We start from the raw sequence: 19829 nt of genomic DNA, 5'->3' as shown, positions 1-19829 counted from the left end.
CGCCACCAGCTAGAGTCCCAGCATCACCCGCCGCAAGGACCGGCCATGCCCGACCTCAGCCACCAGCAGGCGCAGCACCGCGTCAACGATATCCTGGCGTTCGACCGCGAGCTGCGCCGCCTGCATGACGAAGGCGCGCTCGTCCTCGATACCACCCAGCGCGACCGCCTGCACGACCACCAGCAACGCCTGCTCGCCGATTACCGCGCGCGCTTCGACATCGACCGCGACAGCCAGGACCATCGCCTCTCGCTGGGCATGCGCATCGCCTCGTTCCTCGGCGCGCTGGCGCTGGCCGCGAGCCTGTTCTTCCTCTTCTACCAGTTCTGGGGCCTGTTCAGCGAAGGCGTACAGGTCGTCATCCTCATCAGCGCCTCGCTCATCAGCCTGTTGCTGACCCTGATCCTGCAGCGGCGCGACGCCTCCGGCTACTTCGCCAAACTCGGTGCCATGCTGGCCTTCGCCTGCTTCGTATTGAACGTCGTGATGGTTGGGCAGATCTTCAACATCACGCCGTCGGACAAGGCCCTGCTACCCTGGGCCGCCTACGCCCTGGTGCTCGCCTACACCTGCAACACGCGCCTGCTGCTGGCCGCCGCGCTGATCTGCGTGATGGGCTACGTCGCCGCACGGGTCGGCACCTGGAGTGGCGTCTACTGGCTGGATGTGGGCGAGCGCCCGGAGAACTTCTTCCCCGCCGCCCTGCTGATCTTCTTCGTTCCCTCGCTCATCGCGCAGAACCGCTTCGATGGCTTCGCCGCGATTTACCGGGTGCTTGGCCTGCTCGGGGTGTTTCTGCCGATGCTGGTGCTGGCCAACTGGGGCAGCGGCAGCTACCTGCCCCTGGGCTTCGCCACGGTGGAGAGCCTCTATCAGGTACTCGGCTTTATCGTCTCGGCGCTGGTCATCTGGCTTGGCGCGCGCCGCGAGTGGCCTGAAGTGGTGAATACCGGCCTGACCTTCTTCGTGATCTTCCTCTACACCAAGTTCTTCGACTGGTGGTGGGAGATGATGCCCAAGTACCTGTTCTTTCTCGTCCTGGGTCTGTGCGCGGTGCTGATCCTGCTGGTGCTGCGTCGCCTGCGCCGGGCCCACGGCCTGCTGGGAGCTCGCCCATGAACTGGACACGCACCCATGCCCTGGCCGGCGGTGTCGGCCTGATCCTGCTGGTCAACGCGGTGGCCCTGGCCGGCGTCGCCTGGAACCGCTCCGGCGAGCCGGACAGCGTGCTGCCGCTCAGCCAGCGCGAGCTGCTGCGCAACAGCGACTGGTACAAGGAAAACAGCGGCCTGAGCCTGCGCCTGCGCTGGCGCACGCCCAGCCGGGACGAAGAGGCGCGGCAGCACAGCCGTGGCTGGCAGCCCGCCCTCGACGGCCAGAAGATGGCCGAACTCGGCTTCGCCATGCCCGAACAGGTGGATGACAACAGCGCCCGACGCTTCGGCCGCCAGCAATCGCGCGATGCCCTGCTGGTGCTGGAGCTCAACGGGCCGCTGTACGAGCGCGAAGTGCAGCTGACCCGCAAGCGCCTCGATGAGGCGCGCCAGGCCGCCGATGCCGCGCCGCAGAATGCCCGGCTGGCGGACGAGCGCGACTTCATCCGCCGCGAGCTGGACAGCGAGGAGAAGACCGACACGCGCCTGCTGCTCAAGGACGTCGGCCTGGACCTGCAAACGCTGCGCGCACGCTATCCCGATCGGCAGCGCTACCTCATCGTCCACGGCCAGGTACGCCCCGTCTCCAACTACTACCAGCACATCTGGACACTCGGCGGCACCGCCACTGCCATCGGCACCGACAGCCTCAACGTGCCCTACCAGTGGCGCGAGCGCCTGGACCAGATCACCGCGCAGCCTCACCGGGCAGCAGACGGGCGCGCCCAGCCCTTCGTCGCCGAAGTCGCCTTCGGCCAGCGCCTGGAACCGTGGATCAAGCGCATCGACATGCCCTGACCGCCCCCTCCGCGCCGATCCGAATCCGCTTGCGCGATGCGGGTCGGCGCTGCACCCTGTGCGCCCGCCTCACTGCCACTTGCCGCCCTGACCGGCCATGAACGACTCCATTCCCGATCCCAGCCGCTGCCCGCTCTGCGGCCAGTCCAATCGTTGCACCCAGGCCGACCCGGCGCTGCAGGGCCAGAGCTGCTGGTGCTTCGGCACGCGCATTGACCGCAACATCCTGGAGCGCATTCCAACCGAACTGGTCGACCGCGCCTGCCTGTGCCCCCGCTGCGCCGCCGGGCTTTCGCCGCAGAGCCAGGACGACGAGAACGCCTGATGCGCCTGGATCGCTTCATCGCCAACCTGCCCCACCTGAACCGTCAGCAAGCCCGCCAGTTGCTCGCCGAAGGCCGCCTGCGCGTGGATGGCAACGTGGTGCGCGATGGTCGTCACGAGGTGCGTGAGTTCTCCCGGGTGGAGTTGGACGAAGACCTGCTGCAGGCCGGCAAGCCGGCGCGCTACTTCATGCTGCACAAGCCCGCCGGCTGCGTCAGCGCCACCCGCGACGCCGAGCACCGCACCGTAATCGACCTGCTGGAAGAGCCGGACAAGCATGAGCTGCACATCGGCGGCCGCCTGGACTACAACACCACCGGCCTGCTGCTGATCACCAACGACGGCCAGTGGTCGCGGCGCATGACGCTGCCGGGGCGCAAGCTGCCCAAGGTCTACTACGTGGAGACCGAAGACCCGATCGACGAGCGCTACGTCGCGACCTTCGAGCAGGGCCTGTACTTCGCCTTCGAAGACCTCACCACCCTGCCCGCCCAACTGGAAATCCTCGACACCCGCGCTGCCCGGTTGACCCTGCACGAGGGCCGCTACCACCAGGTCAAGCGGATGTTCGGCCACTTCCAGAACAAGGTCACCCGCCTGCACCGCGAGAGCATGGGCAGCCTCCAGCTCGATCCGGCGCTGCAACCGGGTGAATACCGCGCGCTGACCCCAAAGGAAATTGCCGAGCTCGGCTGATCTGCACCGTGTAGGAGCGAGCTTGCTCGCGAACAATCTTGCCGGCGAGCACGGCGTCCGGGCAGTTCGCGAGCAAGCTCGCTCCTACATACCGTGCTCCGTTCAACGTTCCGAAAAGCCTTACGCAAACCGTTCAGCCCGGCGGTTTGCAGCCGCCGTCACCGCTTGGCTAAGCTCCCTGCCATGCCCGCGTTCCAAGGAAAGGTAATGAAGAAACTGTCGGTTGCCCTGCTGATCGCCCTGAGTGCCAGCGTCGCCTTCGCCAATCCGAGCAAGCCCTCACCGCTCTCGGACCTGCAGGCCGCACTGAAAACGCTCAAGCCCGGCCAGTTCCTCTGGTATCCGGAAATCTCCCCGGCAGGCCCGGTCACCCTGGTGGTCAGCCTCACCGAGCAGCGCGCCTACGTGTACCGCAACGGCATCGCCATCGGCGTGGCCACGGTGAGCACCGGCAAGAAGGGCAAGGAAACCCCCACCGGCGTGTTCTCCATCCTGCAGAAGAAAGTCGAGTACCACTCCGACCTCTACAACAGCGCACCCATGCCCTACATGCAGCGCCTGACCTGGGATGGCATCGCCCTGCACGCCGGCAACCTGCCCGGCTACCCCGCCTCCCACGGCTGCATCCGCCTGCCCATGGCCTTCGCCAAGAAGCTCTACGAAGTCACCGGCTTCAGTACCACCACGGTGATCATCTCCGACGCCAAGAGCTCGCCCGTGGAGGTCTACCACCCAGGCCTGCTCGCGCCCATCGTCAGCGACGGCCGCCCCGCCGGCCCGCACGACGACAGCGGCATGGTGGTGCCGTTCTGGAGCGATCCGGGCGCAGAAAAGGGCCCGGTCTCCGTGCTGGTCAGCCGCGCCGACCGTCGCCTCTATGTCTACCGCGGCGGCCTGCAGATCGGCACCGCGCCGGTGGCCTTCGAGCATCCGGAAGAAAGGACCGGCGTCGCCGCCTTCTCCCTCATGGAGAAACCCTCCCAGACCGAGATCGAGAGCGAGAGCCCGAACCTGCGCTGGACCAGCGTGCAGGTCAGCGACCCGCAGCGCGGCCTGACTCCCGCCGAGCAACTGGGCAAGTTCAGCCTCGACCGCGAATTCCTGCGCAGCCTGCTGGCCAGCATGGACGTCGGCAGCACCCTGGTGATCACCGACCTGCCCTCCACCCGCGACATGCGCAGCAACCCGGACTTCACCGTGATCACCACCAACGACCGCAAGGCGGAACAGAAGCCGGTCAAGAACCAGACGGTGGAATGAGGAAATGGTCCGGGGCATTGCGGCACCGTCCTGGACCTCCCCTACAGCGCCTCATCATTCCACTGCACCCCACACTGCCCATCCCCGCCGGACTGCCCAGCCTCACCTCCGGACAGACGGCCTCAAGCCCGCCCTGCCAGCCGCCGAAGAATCTCGAAACACAAAGAGTCCAGGCGCCTGCCGGGAGTGCGTCGATTCCCTCTGCCCTCCCGTAAACCGGCGCCTTGCGGTGGCAAATCGCAGCGGAAAGTTCGTAATTACCGACGGGCGGAACCATACTTGATCAAAAAACAACCACATCACTGGTCAAAAATCGCGCACAATGCGGCGTTTCCCAGAAAAAACCATATCGATTCAACGGGAATGTTGTATTCATGCTGACTTTTTTGAAGTTACGGGGGTTCTTCCGGATTTCGCTCGCCAGTGCCGCGCTCTTCGCGATCGGTAGCTGGCAGACCGCGTCCGCTGCCCGCCTGCCCACGGCCGAGGAACTGCACCGCCTCGCGCCGGCGACCAATACCGAAACCCTGCGCCTGGCACTCAGCGCCCTGCAGTGCGCCAGCACCCAGTTGGGTGGCCAGAACCAATTGCTGACGGTGATCGACTACTCCAAGCCGTCCCGCGACAAGCGCCTCTGGGTCTTCGACCTGAAGCAGCGCAAGCTGCTCTTCGAAGAATGGGTCGCCCATGGCAAGAAGAGTGGCGACGACATGGCCACCTCCTTCTCCAACCGCCCGGAGAGCTTCCAGTCCTCCATCGGCCTCTACCAGACCGGCCAGACCTACAGCGGCAAGCACGGCCGTTCCCTGCGCCTGCTGGGCCTGGAGCCGGGCTTCAATGACAACAGCGAAGAGCGCGCCATCGTCATGCACGCCGCCGCCTACGCCGACCCCAAGGTCGTCCCCGGCCTCGGCCGCCTGGGCCGCAGCCTAGGCTGCCCAGCGGTGCGCCCGCAGGTGGCGCAGAAGCTGATCGACACGGTGAAGAACGGCAGCTACGTGTTCGCCTACTACCCGCAGCAGCAGTACCTGAAGACCTCGCAGTTCCTTGCCGGGCAAAGCTGCACCGTGGCGAAGAACCCACAGATCAACCGCTACGCCACCAACCTCGCCAAGCGCTGATCGACTCCCGCACCTGAAACGCAAACCGCCGGCTGATGCCGGCGGTTTGCGTTTGCGAGTGTTGCAGGGGCGAGCTTGCTCGCCAACCAACATCGGCGAAGAGGTGTTTCGCGAGCAAGCTCGCTCATACTTGAAGCCGCCAGCTACGCCTTCACCCCATCCAGGATCGCCAGCAACGCCCGCACGTCCACGGCATCCATCTGCTCGGGGTGGAGGAAGCGCTCGCCGTATTCGCGGTAGACGCCCTGGCTGATGAACAGGCGGAACAGGTCGGCGTCAATGTGCTGGTCGCGCGCCATGAAGGCGAGGATCTTCAGCGATTCGGAGAGCGTCTTCGGTGCCTTGTAAGGGCGGTCGGCGGCGGTCAGGGCCTCGAAGATGTCGGCGATTGCCATCACCCGCTCCGGAATGCTCATCTGCTCGCGGGAGAGCTTGCGCGGGTAGCCGGTGCCGTCCATCTTCTCGTGGTGGTTGGCGGCGATGGTCGGCACGCGGCGCAGGTTTCGCGGCAGCGGCAAGGTGGTGAGCATCATCAGGGTCTGGACGATGTGCTCATTGATCTTGAAGCGCTCCTCGTCGTTCAGCGTGCCGCGGCGGATACCCAGGTTGTACAGCTCGCCGTAGTGGCTCGCGTAGGGCGGCAGGCGCATGTCGAAACCCCAGATGTTGCGCGGGTCGTCCTTCACCACCGGTGGCTTGCGCTCGCCCCAGGGCACGCGATGTTCGGGTTTGTCGGCGAGGAGGAATTCCTCCGCCGGCAGCGGCCGCTCCGGCCGGCCCTGCAGGCGTTCGGCCTCGTCGTGGGAGATGCCCAGGCGGTCGTCGAAATGGCGCAGCCAGCGGCGCTCGCCGATCTGCTTGAGGCGCTCGATGTCCTCGTCCTTCATGAACTCGCCGCCGACGTTGGCCTGGGCGACGAAGGCGTAGTCATCGCGCAGCGATTCGTGCAGCGCATCCCGGCGGGCGGCGAGCAGGCCGATGTCACTCCCCTCGGCGATACCGCGCCAATAATCCAGCTCGATGTCGCGCCAGATCACCTCGAAGCGCGTGCGTACCTCGTGCAGGCGGTTGTACAGCGTCTCCAGCTTGGTGGCCTTGTCCACCACGTACTCGGGGCTGGTGATCTTGCCGCAGTCGTGCAGCCAGGCGGCGATCTGGAATTCGTAGCGCTCGGCATCGCTCATGCTGAAGCCGGCGTACTCGCCGTCACGCGAATCGATGACCTTCTGCAGCAACAGGTCGGCCAGTTGCGGCACGCGCTCGCAGTGGCCGCCGGTGTAAGGGCTCTTGGCGTCGATGGCATCCGCCAGCAGCTTGATGATGGCGTCCAGAAGGCGCTGCTGGGCTTCGATCAACTGGCGGGTTTCGATGGCCACGGCGGCGGCGCCGGAAAGCTCCTCGACAAAACGCTTGAAGGGTTTGCGCGGCTGACGGCTGTGGGCGCCCTCCTCGGCCAGTTGCAGGACCAGGATGCCCAGCAGCTCGTCCGAGCGGTTGCGCAGGGAAACCTCCAGGTACTGCCCGCGGTTCGCCAGCGCCAGATCCACGCGCTCGGCCAGTTGGGTCTCGGTGAAGCCTTCGATCAGCATGGATTGCGGGTACTGCTCGCCGTTCACCGTGCACGCCAGGCGCAGCCGGCACTCGTCGTCGTCCAGCAGGTACACCGCGCCGCCCATCACGCCGGTGGCTTCCACCAGGCGCGAGAGCACGCCTTCGAGCATGCTTTCCAGGCGCGTCTCGCGGCTCAGGGTCAGGGTAATCGCCTGGAAGTTGTGGATGGTGCGCGACATGCTGCCCATCACGCTGCTCAGGTCGCGAACCTCGGCGATCTTCGACTCCACGCCCACCGGCCGGGCGAAGTCGAAGGCAGCCAGCGCGCCGACCTGATCGGCCAGCGCGGTCAGCGGGCGGGCGATTCGCCGGCCTATGTACCAGCCGATCAGCAGCAGGACGAGCAACAGCGTGCCGCTCCACATGGCTTGGTTGAACAGCAGTTGCCGTGCGCCCGCCAACAACTCCACCGCGGGGATCGCGATCAGCACTTTCACTTCGTTGCTGGTGAAGTTCGACAGCGGCACCCAGATGCCGTACCACTCCTCACCCTTTACCCGGTACGCCTGGGGTGTGCCGGAAGGCACCGATTCCGTGTTGAGCTCGCTCAGGCTCGGCACCTGCAACTCGGCGAGGGTAGCCAGACGCAGCTCCTTGCCTTCATGGACCATCAGCTTGGACAGGTCGGGATAGGCGATCACCGTGCCCTTTCCGTCCACCACCGCCAGTTCGGTATTGGCGGTCTGGCGCAGGTCGCCCATCTCGCCGCCCAGGTCGTTGACCGAGGCGTCCATGCCGATCACCGCGGCGCCATCGACGCTGCGGTGAGCCAGGGTCAGGCCGATCTCGCGGGTGGTGAAGAACACGTAGGGTTGGGTCAGCACCGTCTTGCTGGTCAGGCGCGCCTCGTTGTACCAGGGCCGCTGGCGGGGGTCGTAGTTGTAGTCGGGCCGCTCCTGCACTCGCAGCAGGCGCAGCTCGCTGTCGTAGAAACGCCACTCGCCGAGCAGGCCGCCCTGGCCGTTGAGGGTCTGGCTCTGCACCAGGTACTTGGCCGCATCCGGCGCCTGCAGCACGCGGCGCACCTCGGGCACGCGCAGCGCGCGTATGAGCAGGAACTCGCCGTTCGGGTAGCCGATGTACACCGCACTGAGGGTGCGATTGGCGCGCAGGTTTTCCACCAGCATCGGCAGGCGATCGAGGCGCGCCGGCAGGTTGTCGGTCTGCGAGATCGGGTCGTGGGTCAGCAGGCGCAGCGCGCTTTCCGCCGGATCGATCAGGCGGCGGATACGCTCGTTGATGGTCGCGCCCAGCTGGCTGGCCGATTCCCCGGCCGCCGTCACCAGCGCACCTTCCACGCCGCGGTATCCCTGGATCAGCAAAGCACCCGCCAGCACCAGCATGCTGGCGATAATGGCGCCAGCCACCAGCAGTTGCAGCGGAATACCCCGTTCGAATGCCTTCATCCTTTACCAGCCTCTGTCCGTGGAGCTGTAACGATATCCGCTGTCGAGCAGTCCTTCCGCCACCTGCGGCGGTGCATTCTTACGCATGATCCGGGCCAGGGTTCCGTCCAGCCACAACGTTTCCAGCAGGCGCATCCATTCAGCGCTTTGCGCTGGGGTGAAGCGCTTGCGCGAGAGCATCAGGTTGTGGGGTGTCGCCGGCCCGGGCATCACATCTACCACATGAAAGCGGTCGCGTTGACGACGATCGCTCACCGCCCCTTCGAGGTTCATCTCGTGGCCGATCACGCCCTCGACGCCGCCGTTGAGCAACGCGGTGAAGCGGGTCGCATCGTCCTTGTACTCCAACACCCGCCCCTCGGCGCGAAGGATGCGCAACATGCCATCGATATAAGCGCCATGGCGGTAGCCGGCGATCACACCCAGGCGGGCTCCGGGCATATCGTGGAAAGCGTCCAGGCTGTTCATCTCGCCCAGGTCGTCACGCACGATCAGCTTGTTGCGCATGTACAGGTAGGGAAGCAGGTAGGTATAGGCACGCCGCTGCGGTGTGGCCACGCCGCTGGTGCCCATCTGCAGGTCGCCGCTTTCCAGCATGCGCCAGACTTCATCGCGAGGGCGGACGGACACCTCGAACTGGCAGCCGGTGCGCTTGGCCAGTTCGGCAATCAGGTCCGGGTCGATGCCGACGTCGTCATGGAAGAACACCACGTTGCGGGTGAAGGCGACGGTGAGCGGTTGCTCGCAGCCGTAGCGGTCCTCGGCCATGGCTTCCGCACACAGCCATGCGGCCGGGGCCAGGACCAGCAGTGGGACGAACGTTCGGTGAAATGCCATGGACCCGCTCCGCACGCGGTATCGGCCTCAGGGGGAGCACGGCACAGTCGCTCGTCTTCGGCAGGGGGCGTTACAGCTATCACAAGAGTGTAATCCGGCTTCACCAAAGCGCCGGACAATCGCGCGGAGAAATGTCATTTCGTCGGATTTTGGCCAAACGATGTGACTCAAGCGCTCGGTGGCTGTTGCAGGTGCCAGACCACCCTGCTTAACTCTGGCTCAAGCGTGACCAATGAGTCACGCAGCGCAACCAACAATGATTTCCGCGGCAGCTGTTCCCCAAGCCGCACCTTCCCCGCCTGATCAGAAGCCTCCGTCCGCGCCCCCACGGGTTTCGGAGCGTCGTCTTTTGATGCCTTAAACCATTGAAAATAAAGAAATTATTAACTTTCGTCGAGTGACATGAAGCTGTCACGTCAAGACGCTTTCCTCTGCCTGGGTACTTTCTTCGCATCCGATGGTGGATGCGCACCATGACCTGCGTCTGGAGGAATACGACATGAGGCCGGAAACCGCCGTCGTCGAGATTCAGCAACACCGGGTATACACGGAGTTTCACGCCAACAGGGAAGCGCGCCAGACCATCATCCTGGTCAACGGCTCGCTGGCAACCACCGCCTCCTTCGCGCAAACGGTGAAATACCTGCAACCGCATTTCAACGTGGTGTGCTACGACCAGCCCTACGCAGGCCGGTCCAAGGCTCACAACGACTGCCGCGAGTTCATCACCAAGGAGTACGAGGCGCAGTTGCTGCTCGGCCTGATCGAACACTACCGCGCCGACGTGGTGATGTCCTTCTCCTGGGGCGGCGTCGCCACCCTCCTGGCCCTGGCGGAACGCCCGGCGCGTATCCAGAAGGCCGTGATCAACTCCTTCTCGCCGCTGCTCAATGCCTCGATGCTCGACTACCTGCACCGCGGCCTGGACTACCTGTCCGCGTGCGACCGCACCAACGTCGGCAACCTGGTGAACGACACCATCGGCAAGTACCTGCCGCATCTGTTCAAGCGCTACAACTTCCGCCATGTCAGCGGCCTCGACGAGCACGAATACCAGCAGATGCACTTCCACATCTGCCAGGTGCTCAAGCTCAGCGCGGAGAGCTACATGGAGAAGTTCGCCGCCATCGACATCCCGCTGCTGTTCATGAACGGTGAGCTGGACATCTACACCACCCCGGCCGAGGCGAAGCTGTTCCAGCAACTGATCCGCGACTGCGAGTTCCGCACCATCCGCAACGCTGGCCACTTCATCGACGTGGAGCACAAGAAGGCCTGGCAGGACACCCAGGACGCCCTCCTGACCTTCCTCCAGCCGCAGCGCCACCCGGTACTGGCCAACCCCTACCTGCCCAGCAGCCAGGGCGTACCCATCGCCGCCATGGTGGGCTGATGCAGCCAGCGCACACCGCCGGGGGCCGGCCCCAGACCTTCCGCCCCCGGTTTTTCATCGCCCCACGTAAACACGAATGCGCTCCAGCGACCCCACCTGACCTATCGAGGCTTCACTAAGCCCCGCCCTTCTGGTAAAAAGGCACCCCCAAGCGGGCGTCGTATAATGGCATTACCTGAGCTTCCCAAGCTCATGACGAGGGTTCGATTCCCTTCGCCCGCTCCATATCACACCCTGAAACCGCTCTAGCACGCGGCTTTCAGGACAGAAATGGTGGGAACGCAAATTAGGTCAGTCACGAAATCAACCATTTCGAGGACTGTCCCATGTCACAGCGTCCCCCCCACACCCCTCATGTGCTCTTCACCCGCGATCGCGGTTTCCAGTACGTTCGTAGCCTGCCCAAGGCCCTGCTCACGGACGAACGCCTGCCCAAACAGATCCGTTGGCCGCTCGGCCAGCACCATGAAATCGCCCGCGATATCGCACGCCAACTCAACGAGGCGTTCGACGATCTGCTGCACCTGATCACCGAGCGTCGCCTCGGCGCGGACTACCTGCTGCAGTCGCTGGGCCAGATGTACCTGCAGCATCAGCGCGTGATGCAGGACATGCGCGTGCCGCTGGGTAGCCTGATCACTCCCAACGCGTTGGCGAAAGAGCCGCTGGAGCTCGGTTACGAACGCCTCGCCGACCAGGAGGCGGTATCCACCGTCCTCTTCACCGATGCCCACGGCGAGTACAGCTTCGTCCTGCGCGACAACGGCTACGCGAAGCACCTGGAGATGCTCCCCTTCGCTCGCTATGACATTCCCCTTGGCACTCACGATTTCGCTGCAGCACGCTGGAAAGCCGCGTTCCTGCTGGAGGCTCTGGAGCGTCTGAGAGGCTGGAAGCGTGACGGCTATCTGCATGTGCTGCATCCGCTGCTCACCCGCACCCTGGCGTGGGAGCAATTCATCCGTTTCGCGGCCAAGCCGCGGGAAGTGTCACTGTTAGAACAGCGTCTGCCGATCAGCTTGAGCGCGCTGGAATCCCTGCCCAGCCTCCAATACCTCGCGCCGCCGCACGCAGAGCTGATGCAGATTCGCCAGTTGGAAACGGGCGTCTATGTGCTGTATGTCGATGTCCAGAAGCTCGGCGCACCGCATGTGCCCGAGGGAGGCGCGCTCCAACTACTGCTCCAGACCACCGACTGGGTTCTGGCCAACCTGCTGTTTGCCGTGGCAGCACCGGATTTGCTCAGCCTCCTGGCAGCCTTCCTCAGGCAGGAGGAAATCGACACCGCATCGTTGTTACAACTCCTCCAGCAAATTCACGACCTGTTGGAGAAGTACCTGGCGGGACTGCCAAAGCCGGACAGCCTGCCAGAGCTGCCAGCGCTGCCAGCGCCCAGTTCGCCTCAGGCCGTCCTGCCCGCACAGACGCAGTCGGTGCTCCAGGCCCTTTCCGGCCTACTGCCCGAGACACAAGCCGTGGCCCTCAATCGCGCGTTGAGGGACGCCGGCGTGTTTACCGCACCATCGCCCGGCGGGATTCGCTACGTCACGCTGGTCGAGCGCTTTAAAAAACATCATGAGATCAGCCAGACTTGGACGAATGCCGATACCCGTATCCAGAACCTGGCCCGTCTCGATGCGCTGGTCGAAATCGTTGGCCCTGGTGTTGCCATCGAACAGATCACCCGCCAGGAAGCCGTACGGGTACGCGACGCCCTGCGGCTGTATCCGAAATCGCGGAACAAGACACCGGGCCTGCGGCAGAAACCGCTCGGCGAAATCATCGCGGAGGGTGGCTATACCCCCATCCACCCGCGCACGCTCAAACGCTATTTTGCGCTGTTCAAGTCAACCCTCGACTACGCCGTCGACCAGGGGCTGCTGGAGCAAAGTCCTGCGCAGTTGGTGCATTACAAGGCACCACAGGCTGGACGCAGCAATCGGAGTTACAGCCGAGAGCAACTGCGGCTACTCCTCACCGGGCCGGTGTATACCCTGAACAGTCTGCCGCGCTGGCAATTGCACGCCTTCAAGTTCTGGCTGCCCTTGTTGGGGGCCTATCAAGGCGCCCGTCTCAATGAACTCTGCCAACTGCGCGTCGGCGACGTACGTCAGGACGCGGGGATCTGGTACCTCTCGCTGAACACCGAGCAACTCGGAAAACGCTTGAAAAACACCAGCAGTGAGCGCGACGTCCCCATTCATCACCGCGTCCTGGAGGCAGGTTTCCTGGAGTTTGTGGAAATGCGCAGCCGTGAGGTCGGCGCGGATCGCCATGCGATGCTGTTTGACGGACTCACCCCTGTTCGCAATAAATTGCCAGGCGCCAGCGCCAGCCGATGGTTCCTAGGGAATGACACCAACTTTGGCGGCTACATTGAGGCCTGTGGATTAGAGGGGCAAGGCCGAACCTTCCATGGACTGCGCCACACATTCATTGCCCAATTCCGCGCGCAGAAATTGGACATGGCGATTGCCAAGGCTTTGGTCGGACATACCGATCGCTCCGTGACCGGACAGTACGGACGTGGCTATCCGCTGGAGGTACTCAAGGACGAGTTGGATCGTATGGATCACGGTCTTTCCCTCGAGCATATTCACTACCGCAATTACCTGAAGCTGCAGGAGCAACAAGAACCCTCCAAGGGACATTCTGCCACTATGTCGCGACGCGGCATGACCAAGGTACAAAAACGTAACTGGCGGCGATTCATTCCGCTCAACATCGCCGCGAGCTAAAGCAGCGAGGCCCCTAAAGGGGCCTCTTCTTTTTGTAATAGAAGAAATTGGTCACGCTCAGCTGGATGCCCCGTAATACTGGGCCAATCACTCAATGGAGTTTATGGAAGTATCACTCCACTTCCGATACATTGATCCAGATAATTTTCTTCCCGAGGTTACGTCAATGTCCAAACTTGCAGAATTCCGTGCGGCCGAGAAAGCCCTCGCGGAACAACTGGCCCATCTAGAATCCCTGCAAAAGAATTCCGCTCTCCAGCGGGAAATCGAGTTCGAGGAGAAGCTCAAGAAACTGATGGCAGAGCACGCTAAATCGCTGCGCGATATCGTGGCAATCCTGGATCCTGATTCGGCGCGCACCGTCGCCACCCGCGCTGCACGCCCTGGCCGCCGTCAGCGGACTGTGAAAGTCTACAAAAACCCGCATACCGGCGAGGTCGTTGAGACCAAGGGCGGCAATCAAAAGACCCTGAAATCCTGGAAGGCCGAACACGGTAGCGACACTGTCGAGTCGTGGCTGCAAGAGTAAGTGACGCCCTCGCTCGAACGCCTGGCCAAGTAGGGCTCTTCCCTTCTCTCCGCGGGCCAGGCGTAAGGCATTTATCTCTTCCGTGACTATCCTCACCAATCACTACTACCTACCTTCGCGGCTCTCCCCCTCCCGATACACATGTCGTCAACCTCCGAGATGTCGCCCGTCTCGTAAGCTCAAACTCCGCACCACCGCGCGCTATCTCTGATCAGGCCTTTAACTGCGTAATTGCATCGCATTTGGTCACCCAATTACATTGCCGCAGACCAGTCAATTGCATTCGTACTGACCACCGTTTGCATCCGACCTGGCCTGTACACGCCGAAGAGGCGACCGGCAGAGAACGGCCAGAAGCGGGCACTTAGAGTCCAGATTTCAAAGTCGAACTCAACTGCGCCGCACCGCAAGAGGTTACCAAGAGCGGCTATATGAGCATTCGCTTCTCCTACCAAGACGAGAGCGTCCAAGAACTCAAAGAGTACAAGTCAGAGCCGGCTCACTCAGAAGCTCACATTCAGCCCCAATCGAATGCCGTTTTCCTTGTAGCCGTCGCCGAACTGCCCGGAGTAACCCAGGCCCACGGTGGTGCCGTTGGCGACCTGCGCGGTCACGCCCAGTTGCGCCAGGGCGGTGTCCTGCGCCAGCGGTGTGCCTTTGACGGTGAAGGAATCGCCACCGGCAAATGACAGCTGGCGCTTGGGGTCGAGGTCGTCGAACGCGTGTTGCCAGCCGAGTGTGCCTTGCAGCGCGAGCGGCACCGAGCCCAGGGTGGTCAGCGCCGTCGCGGCGTGCAGGCCGAGGGTGCCGTAGGTCACTTCGTCCTTCTCGCTGTCGCCGTGCAGTGCGCTGCTGCCGCCGTGTTCCTTGAAGCTGTCGCTGTCGACCTTGACGTGCGCCAGGCCGCCGAAGGGCTCCAGGGTGAAGTCGCCGGCGGCGATGGCGTAGCCCAGTTCGCCGAAGACCTGCGTGGTGTTGGCGTCGTAGCTGGCCTTGTCGTGCTCGGCGAGGCTGCCGGCCTGGACGTGGCGGCTGCTCTCGATGTCATTCCAAACCTGCGACGCGCCCAGGCGCAGGTTGATGGCGTCCCATTGACCGGCGGCGAACAGGGTCAGCGAGGTGCTGTCGATGTCGGCTGAAGAATTGCGGGCATCTACGTCCAGGTTGCTGCTGCCGTAACCGACCGCCATGCCCATGCGCCAGTTGTCACCCACCGGCAGGTCGATGCCCAGCAGGGTGCCGCGGCTGTCGTGATCCAGGCTCGCGGTGTTGCTGTTGCCGCTGGTGTCGCCCCAGCCGCCGTAGCCTTGCAGCCAGAACGTCATGCCGCTGTCGGCATCGGTGTGCAGGATGGCGTCGGTGGAGGCTTGCCCCTGGGCCGCGCGCAGGCGCTGGCCAATGGCGTCGCGCACGTAGCGGCTGTCGTCGAACAGCGCGCCCTGGGTGCTGGCATGCAGTTCGCCGGAGAGGCTGTCGTAGGCAGTCTGAGCTTGCTCGGCGGAGAGTACGCTGATGGCGTTGTACAACGTGCCGGTGCCCAGCGATTCGATGTTGGCAGCGATCGTGCGCTGATTGTAGGTACGACCCGCCGAGATGAAGCTGACGTTGTTGCGCTCCAGGGTCAGTTCTACGCCACTCGCGCTGTAGGCCAGTTCCGGGGTGAGGAACGCCAGGTTGCTGCTGACCGTGGCGAAGGTGCCATTGAGCGCGGCGGCCTGGATGATGCCGTAGGTGGTGCTGGGCGCCCAGTCTCCTGCTCCGGCGAGTACCTGGAGGTTGGCGCCAGCGACGGTGACAGTGCCGGTCGAGATCAGCTTGTCCGAGCTGCCGTCAGGGTTGGCTTCGATCTGCAAGGTGGAGCCTGCCGCCAGGTTGACGTCGCCGTCGACGTGCAGCATGCCGATGGAGTTGCCCGGATTGAGTGTCGCGCCGCTGGCGACGTCGAGGCGGCCGATGAGGGTGCCATGGCCGCCCAGCATGGCGCCGTTGGCGACCTGCACATCGCTGGCCAGGCTCGCCGTGCTGCCACTGGCGCCGCCGATGATCAGGCTGCCGGCGTTGACTCGGGTGCCACCGGTGATGCTGGACTGGCCGTTGAGCACCAGCTTGCCGCTGCCGGTCTTGCTCAGGCTGCCGGCGCCGTTGAGGTTGCCGCCGTAGACGCTGTCGGCGTTGTTGCTGCCCACTTGGAGTTCGCTGCCCGCGGCAAGGGAGAGATCGCCCTCGCCACTCAAGGCACCCAGCACGGTGATACCGCTGACACCGACGGCAGCGGCATCGCTGACGTTCAGGCTGGCATTGCCCAGGGCATTGTCGCCGCTCAGGGTCAGGCTGCCGTCGAGAATGTTGAGCGCGCCACTGAAGGTATTGTCGCCGCTCAGGGTCAGGTTGCTGGTGCCCTGTTTGGTCAACGAACCGGCGCCGCTGATGACGCCGGCCAGGCTTAGGTCATTGCTGCCGGCGAGAGTCAGTTCGCCAGCCAGGGTGACGGCATTGTTCAGTGTGAGTGCCGTGCTGCTGTCCAGCGTGGTGCCGTTGGCGGCGGTCAGGCTGCCACTACCCAGTGCTCCGGCGTTGCCCAGCACCAGCGTGCCGCCATTGAGCAGGGTGCCGCCGCTATAGGTGTTGGCGCCGTTGAGTGCCAGTGCGCTGCTGCCGTTCTTGGCCAGCGAGCCATTCCCGCCCACGTTGCCGTTCAGGGTCAGGTCGTGGCTGCCGGCCAGGGTCAGTTCGCCATTGAGGGTTACTGCATTGTTCAGCGCCAACGCCGCGCTGTTGTCCAGCGTGGTGCCGTTGGCGGCGGTCAGGCCGCCGCTGCCCAGGGCGCCGGCATTGCCCAGCACCAACGTGCCGCCATTCAGGGCGGTGCCGCCGGTGTAGCTGTTGTTGCCATTGAGCAGCAGAGTACCGGCGTCCAGTTTGGCCAGGGTACCAGCGCCAATGAGGCTGACATCCAACGAAGCAACCTTGCCGTTGTCGACGCGCACGGCAGCAGTACCATTGGTACCGTTGACCAACTGCAGCATGCCCGAGTTACCGCCAGCAAGGGTGTAGCCATCGCTCACAAACTGCAGGCCTGTCACGCTCTGGGTGCCATCAACGGTGACCACGCCACTGGCACCCTGGAATACCGCGAAGGTGTTGTTCCAGGCCCCGTTGAGGTCTGCATTGGCGGTGGTCCAGTTGGCATTGGCGCTGTTCCAGGTACCAGTGCCGCCTTCGATGATGCCGTTACCCGTCAGCTGGCTGCCATCCCAGAAGCGGACATTCGAATCGCCGCCCACCACCAGGTTGACCTGGCCATGGACGCTGGTTTGCAGTGCCAGTTCGCTGAGCGGAACCCCACTTCCGAGCGTGCCAAACGTCAGGCCGTTGTCGGTCAGCGCTCCACCGTAATCGAACAGGCGGTACACGCCGGCACCGAAGCCTCCCGCGTCGGAGATATTGAGCTGGCCGTCCAGGGTCAGGTTACCGGCGACATTTGCCAGGCCCGTAGCACCCGGCACAGGAGCGCCCAGCGCTGCGTCGACATAGGATCCGCTGTTGAGTACCAGCGAGCCCAGGCCCAGGACGCCACCGCTGGCGAGGCTCAGATGGCCACCATTGCCGATCGTGACCGCCCCCCCCACGTTGCCTCCGCCGGCCAGCGTCGCGCCGCTCTGCACGGCGACACCGCCATTGCCCAGGCTGCCATCGACCCGCAGGGTGCCAGCATTGAGCTGCACGCCGCCGCTGAAGTTGTTGCTGCCATTGAGCGCAAGGGTCGCCGAACCGTTCTTGGTCAGCCCGCCACTCCCGAGAATGCTGCCGTTCATCGTCAGGTCGTGACTACCGTCGATGGTCAGGTTACCGGTCACCTGGACGCTGTTGCCGATCGTCCGTGCGGCAGTGGTGTCCAGGGAGGTGTTGGCGGAAGCCCGCAGGAAACTGCTGCCCAGGGCCGTGTTGCTGTCGAGGATCAGCTTGCCACTGGTCAGCTGGAAGGTGTTGGCCAGGCCAGCGCTGTTACCACTCAGGGTCAGGTCGCCCGCCCCTGTCTTGGTCAGCGTACCGGTGCCGCTGAGCGCACCGGAAAGGGTGGTGGCGGTGTCGTTGTTCAGGGTCAGGTTGCGAGTGGACAGGTTGATCGCGTTACCGATGTTGAGCCCACTGACATCCATGCCGGAGTTGGCCGTCAGGCTCAGTTGGCCGCTGCCCAGGGCGGTGTTGTTCTGCAGCACGAGGTAGCCGCCGCCAAGGGTAGAGTTGCCGGTGAAGTCGTTGGCGCCGCTCAGGGTGAGGGTATTGGCGCCGGCCTTGTTCAGCCCGCCGGTACCGGAGACTTTCCCCGACAGGGTCAGGTTGCTGGTGCCGGTCAGGGTCAGGTTGCCATTGAGCTGGACCAGGTTGGTCAGGGTCCGTGCGCTGCTGGTATCCAGAGCCCCCGTGCCACCGACGCCGGCAGTGATGGTGGCTGCACCGATGTCGCCGAGATTGCCCAGGGTCAGCTTGCCGCCATTGATGAACGCGCCGCCGCTGACATCGTTCACGGCATTCACTGTGACGTTGCCAGCGTTGACGAACAGGCCACCGGCGATCGAGTTGGCGCCGTTGAGGATCAGGTTGCCGCCGTTGCTGAACAGGCCGCTGGCGAAGCTGTTGGCGTTGATCAGGGTCAGGTCGCCGCCGGAGGTGGACTTGGTCAGGGAGCCGGTGCCATTGATCAGTCCGCTGAGGGTCACGGCGCCGACGTTGTCCACCGTAAGGTTGGCGCCGTTGAGGTTGATGGCATTGTTCACCGTCATCGCGCCCGTGGTCGCCAGGGTGCTGGCACCGGTGACGTTGAGCCCCTGGGGGCCAAGCCCAGCGATATTGCCGAGGGTAATGGTGCCGCCTGCAAGGGTGGTGCCGCCGGTGAAGTTGTTGGCGCCACCAAGGGTCAGGTTGCCGGTACCGGTCTTGGTCAGGGCACCACTTCCGGTGAGCATGCCGTCGAGCGACAGGGCATTGGTACCGGTGGTGACCGTCAGACCGTTGGTGCCGAGGGTAATGTCGCTGGCCACCGTCGCTCCGGCGGTCGCAGCCCCCAGGGCACCGCCGTTGGCGGTAATGCCGGCGCCGGTCAGCGCGGCACTATCGACATTGAGCAGGCCGCCGCTGAGCAATACGCTCGGACCGATGGCACTGGCGCTGAACAACTGGTTGGTCAACGACCAGGTACCGCCAGTGACCACCAGGTTGTTGAAGTTGACGTAGTTGCTGCCGTTGATGCTGCCGGTATTGGACTGGCTGTTGTCGGGGTTCAGTTGCAGGTACAGGGTGTTGCCGTTATTGAGGGTACCGCCGTTGACGAACCCGGTGGCGGCATAGGTGAGGCCCAGGCTGATGATGCTCGGCAGGTCGAGGGCGACGCCGTTGCCCTTGTTCACCGATGACCCGGTACTGGCGTAGAAGCTGTTGGACAGGCCGCCGGCCCCCAGGTTGACGCTGCCGTTGATGGTGCCGCTGTTGGTGAAGGTGTTGCCGGTGCCTCCCACGGGCACGGCCTGCAGCGCCACCCGGCCAGTGATGGTGCCGGTGTTGGTCACAGTGTTCCTGGCGCCGCCACGCATGGCGACTACCGGGATATCCTCTTCCGGGACATTGCTGTTGCTCAGCGCCGTGGCGCCGATCAGCCCGGAGTTCTGCAGGGTAGAGGAGCCGCCAGCGCCGTTTTCGATGATGACTGCATTACCATCCAGGCTGCCCATGAGGCCTGCAGGGAGTCCAGTCGTGCTTCCCTTTAGCACACCGCTGGACAGGTTCCTTACAGTCACCGTGCTGCCGGCGGCATTGGAAATTTTCAGGCCGGTGGTCTGTGCGGACATTCCAGCGAGCAAGGCCGGATCGATCCGCCCGCTGTTGTTGACAGTGACCCCGGTGCCGGTGAGGCTGACCACCGGGGTGCCCTGTATTATTGGCGTGATGGTCGCGCCGCTCACTA

12 protein-coding genes and 1 tRNA gene are annotated in these 19829 nt (G+C 64.1%); 10 read left to right on the top strand and 3 right to left on the bottom strand.

What is annotated here, in order from left to right; genetic code table 11:
• Positions 1–45 precede the first annotated feature (45 nt).
• The 6 genes from ACNFH5_RS15640 (at position 46) to ACNFH5_RS15615 (ending at position 5353) form a co-directional block, all read left to right on the top strand.
• Complete coding sequence (locus tag ACNFH5_RS15640; RefSeq protein WP_416747402.1) at positions 46–1119, top strand: DUF2157 domain-containing protein; 1074 nt, start codon at positions 46–48, stop codon at positions 1117–1119.
• The gene (locus ACNFH5_RS15635) at positions 1116–1952 is read left to right on the top strand and encodes a DUF4824 family protein (protein ID WP_416747401.1); all 837 of its coding nucleotides are present in this window, start codon (positions 1116–1118) and stop codon (positions 1950–1952) included. Before ACNFH5_RS15640 ends, ACNFH5_RS15635 begins: the two co-directional genes overlap by 4 nt.
• A 97-nt stretch (positions 1953–2049) precedes the next feature.
• Complete coding sequence (locus ACNFH5_RS15630) at positions 2050–2277, top strand: cysteine-rich CWC family protein (RefSeq protein WP_416747399.1); 228 nt, start codon at positions 2050–2052, stop codon at positions 2275–2277.
• Entirely contained in the window at positions 2277–2972 is a 696-nt protein-coding gene (locus ACNFH5_RS15625; protein WP_416747397.1) for a pseudouridine synthase, read from the top strand. Before ACNFH5_RS15630 ends, ACNFH5_RS15625 begins: the two co-directional genes overlap by 1 nt.
• A 207-nt stretch (positions 2973–3179) precedes the next feature.
• A complete protein-coding gene (locus ACNFH5_RS15620) occupies positions 3180–4232 on the top strand; it encodes a L,D-transpeptidase (protein WP_416747395.1) in 1053 nt (350 codons plus the stop codon).
• A gap of 374 nt (positions 4233–4606) precedes the next feature.
• Entirely contained in the window at positions 4607–5353 is a 747-nt protein-coding gene (locus ACNFH5_RS15615) for a murein L,D-transpeptidase catalytic domain family protein (protein WP_416747393.1), read from the top strand.
• A 143-nt stretch (positions 5354–5496) separates the two neighbouring features.
• Here the strand turns inward: ACNFH5_RS15615 and ACNFH5_RS15610 are convergent, their stop codons facing one another.
• A complete protein-coding gene (locus ACNFH5_RS15610) occupies positions 5497–8370 on the bottom strand; it encodes an HD domain-containing phosphohydrolase (RefSeq protein WP_416747391.1) in 2874 nt (957 codons plus the stop codon).
• A 3-nt stretch (positions 8371–8373) separates the two neighbouring features.
• Positions 8374–9207, bottom strand: coding sequence for a substrate-binding periplasmic protein (locus tag ACNFH5_RS15605; protein WP_416747389.1), 834 nt, complete (start codon positions 9205–9207; stop codon positions 8374–8376).
• A 499-nt stretch (positions 9208–9706) separates the two neighbouring features.
• Here ACNFH5_RS15605 and ACNFH5_RS15600 point away from each other — a divergent pair, with 499 nt between their 5' ends.
• The 4 genes from ACNFH5_RS15600 to ACNFH5_RS15585 all read left to right on the top strand — a co-directional run bounded on the left by ACNFH5_RS15600 (position 9707) and on the right by ACNFH5_RS15585 (position 13867).
• Positions 9707–10600: an alpha/beta fold hydrolase gene (locus ACNFH5_RS15600; RefSeq protein ID WP_416747387.1), complete on the top strand. Its 894-nt coding sequence runs from the start codon at positions 9707–9709 to the stop codon at positions 10598–10600.
• A 151-nt stretch (positions 10601–10751) separates the two neighbouring features.
• Positions 10752–10825: transfer RNA gene (locus tag ACNFH5_RS15595), tRNA-Gly, on the top strand.
• Between the two features lie 101 nt (positions 10826–10926).
• The gene (locus tag ACNFH5_RS15590; RefSeq protein ID WP_416747385.1) at positions 10927–13338 is read left to right on the top strand and encodes a tyrosine-type recombinase/integrase; all 2412 of its coding nucleotides are present in this window, start codon (positions 10927–10929) and stop codon (positions 13336–13338) included.
• Between the two features lie 166 nt (positions 13339–13504).
• Positions 13505–13867 carry a histone-like nucleoid-structuring protein, MvaT/MvaU family gene (locus tag ACNFH5_RS15585; RefSeq protein WP_416747383.1) on the top strand — a complete coding sequence of 121 codons (363 nt, stop codon included), beginning with the start codon at positions 13505–13507 and terminating at the stop codon, positions 13865–13867.
• Between the two features lie 503 nt (positions 13868–14370).
• Here ACNFH5_RS15585 and ACNFH5_RS15580 read toward each other — a convergent pair.
• On the bottom strand, positions 14371–19827 hold the full coding sequence (locus ACNFH5_RS15580) for an autotransporter domain-containing protein (RefSeq protein ID WP_416747381.1): 5457 nt from the start codon (positions 19825–19827) through the stop codon (positions 14371–14373).
• Positions 19828–19829: the final 2 nt, after the last annotated feature.

The organism is Pseudomonas sp. NY15435 (assembly GCF_048068295.1).
In the GTDB taxonomy this organism is placed as follows: domain Bacteria; phylum Pseudomonadota; class Gammaproteobacteria; order Pseudomonadales; family Pseudomonadaceae; genus Pseudomonas.
This window is presented reverse-complemented; position numbering and strand designations above follow the sequence as displayed.

Bases quoted from the DNA above. Each gene is read 5' to 3' on its own strand.
- ACNFH5_RS15640 (WP_416747402.1), top strand. From the start codon at position 46: ATGCCCGACCTCAGCCACCAGCAGGCGCAGCACCGCGTCAACGATATC.
- ACNFH5_RS15635 (WP_416747401.1), top strand. From the start codon at position 1,116: ATGAACTGGACACGCACCCATGCCCTGGCCGGCGGTGTCGGCCTGATC.
- ACNFH5_RS15630 (WP_416747399.1), top strand. From the start codon at position 2,050: ATGAACGACTCCATTCCCGATCCCAGCCGCTGCCCGCTCTGCGGCCAG.
- ACNFH5_RS15625 (WP_416747397.1), top strand. From the start codon at position 2,277: ATGCGCCTGGATCGCTTCATCGCCAACCTGCCCCACCTGAACCGTCAG.
- ACNFH5_RS15620 (WP_416747395.1), top strand. From the start codon at position 3,180: ATGAAGAAACTGTCGGTTGCCCTGCTGATCGCCCTGAGTGCCAGCGTC.
- ACNFH5_RS15615 (WP_416747393.1), top strand. From the start codon at position 4,607: ATGCTGACTTTTTTGAAGTTACGGGGGTTCTTCCGGATTTCGCTCGCC.
- ACNFH5_RS15610 (WP_416747391.1), bottom strand. From the start codon at position 8,370: ATGAAGGCATTCGAACGGGGTATTCCGCTGCAACTGCTGGTGGCTGGC.
- ACNFH5_RS15605 (WP_416747389.1), bottom strand. From the start codon at position 9,207: ATGGCATTTCACCGAACGTTCGTCCCACTGCTGGTCCTGGCCCCGGCC.
- ACNFH5_RS15600 (WP_416747387.1), top strand. From the start codon at position 9,707: ATGAGGCCGGAAACCGCCGTCGTCGAGATTCAGCAACACCGGGTATAC.
- ACNFH5_RS15590 (WP_416747385.1), top strand. From the start codon at position 10,927: ATGTCACAGCGTCCCCCCCACACCCCTCATGTGCTCTTCACCCGCGAT.
- ACNFH5_RS15585 (WP_416747383.1), top strand. From the start codon at position 13,505: ATGTCCAAACTTGCAGAATTCCGTGCGGCCGAGAAAGCCCTCGCGGAA.